Here is a 1,575-nt window from a genome sequence, read left to right on the forward strand (position 1 = left end):
TGGCGCGGGGCCGGCGGCAGGAAGCCGGGCGCGCCGGGTTGCACGCTCACCACGCTATCGACCAGCGCTGCAAACTGACGGGCCATTTCCGATTCGGCCGGCGCGGCATCAACCAGCCGGTTGAGCGGCGTGGCCGTGGTGTAGTCGAAGCCCTGAAAATGGCGCTTGTATTCCTTCACCGGCTCCAGCACCTCTGCCAGCGTGCGCAGGGGCGCTACGCTGGCGCTGCCGGCCAACTGCTTCAGCAGCAGTTCGGGGGCGCGGCGGTGGCGCAGGCCCAGCGTTTCGAGCTGGGGCGAAAGAACATTGAGCCGACGGTACATATCGGCCACGCTCTGGGTGGCAGCCCGCGGCGACCACAGCCGCTCGGCCACAGCCCCCGCCCGCGGCCAGATGCGCGAGTCAAGCACCACCGAATCGGCAAATTCGGCCCACATCGCGGCCTCGCCGCCCAGCACCAGTTGCTGTTCGGCGGGCGTGAGGGGCGTGTCGGGCGGCAGCGGGTCGGTAATGTATGAGCTGGCCGCGGTCAGGTTCAAATCCAGATAGTAGCCGCTCGACAGCAGGGCCGGGTGGCCCAGCTTCACGGCCTCGTTCAGGCCCTTTTTGCCGCGCCAGCTCTGGATGATGACATCCTTCGGCAGGTCGGGACCGAGAATTTCATCCCAGCCAATCATTTTCTTGCCGTGCGGTTGCAGCAGGGCCAGCACGCGGCGGTTGAAGTAGGTTTGCAGCTGGTGCTTGTCCACGGTTTTGCCGTCGGGCTTCGTCATGCCGTGGGCTTGCATCCAGGCTACGATGCGCGGAGTGCGGCGCCAGTTGCGGCCGTCGTTTTCGTCGCCCCCGGCGTGGAAGTAGGGGTCCGGAAACAGCCCGGTCATCTCGGTCAGCAGCGAATCGAGGAAGGTGTAGGTGGTTTCACGGGTGGGGTCGATGGCTACGTTGGTGGTGCGCCACTTCGTGTAGGGCGCGTAGGTCGAGTCGGCCGATTTCAGGCGGGGGTAGGCCACAATCCAGCTGGTGGTGTGGCTCGGCATATCGAACTCCGGCACCACCCGAATGCCGCGCGCCGCCGCGTAGGCCAGCACTTCCTTGATTTCAGCCTGGGTGTAAAACAGCCCGTCGGGGCTGCCCACGGTGTGCAGGCGCGGAAAAACCTTGCTCTCGACGCGAAAGCCCTGGTCGTCGGTAAGATGCCAGTGCAGCACGTTCAGCTTCACGGCGGCCATGCCGTCGAGGTTGCGCTTGATAACGGCCACGGGCATGAAATGCCGCGCCGCGTCAATCAGCAGCCCGCGCCAGGCAAAGCGCGGCTGGTCGCGAATGTCGACTTCGGGCAGATAGCGGCCTTTTTTGTCGGTGCGCGGCAGCTGCTCCAGCGTGGCCAACGCCCGCAGCACCCCCAGGCTCGTCGGCGCGTCGATGCTCACGCCCATGGGCGTGACACGCAGCGAATACCGCTCCTCGTCGAACTTTTCGGGCTGCCCCACGCGGCCGTAGCGCACCTGCAGCGTGGCAGCGCCGGCCGTTTTCGTGCCCGGCGACAAGCGCCCGATGGTGCGACCTACTGCGGCG

Annotated in this window: 1 protein-coding gene; it reads right to left on the reverse strand. The window is 66.4% G+C overall.

Going from position 1 to position 1,575, the window contains the following annotated elements; genetic code table 11:
• A partial coding sequence (locus ACYVDE_RS22245) for a family 20 glycosylhydrolase (protein ID WP_460503724.1) occupies positions 1–1,575 on the reverse strand: 1,575 nt, incomplete at both ends.

It is taken from the genome of Hymenobacter agri, assembly GCF_054778495.1.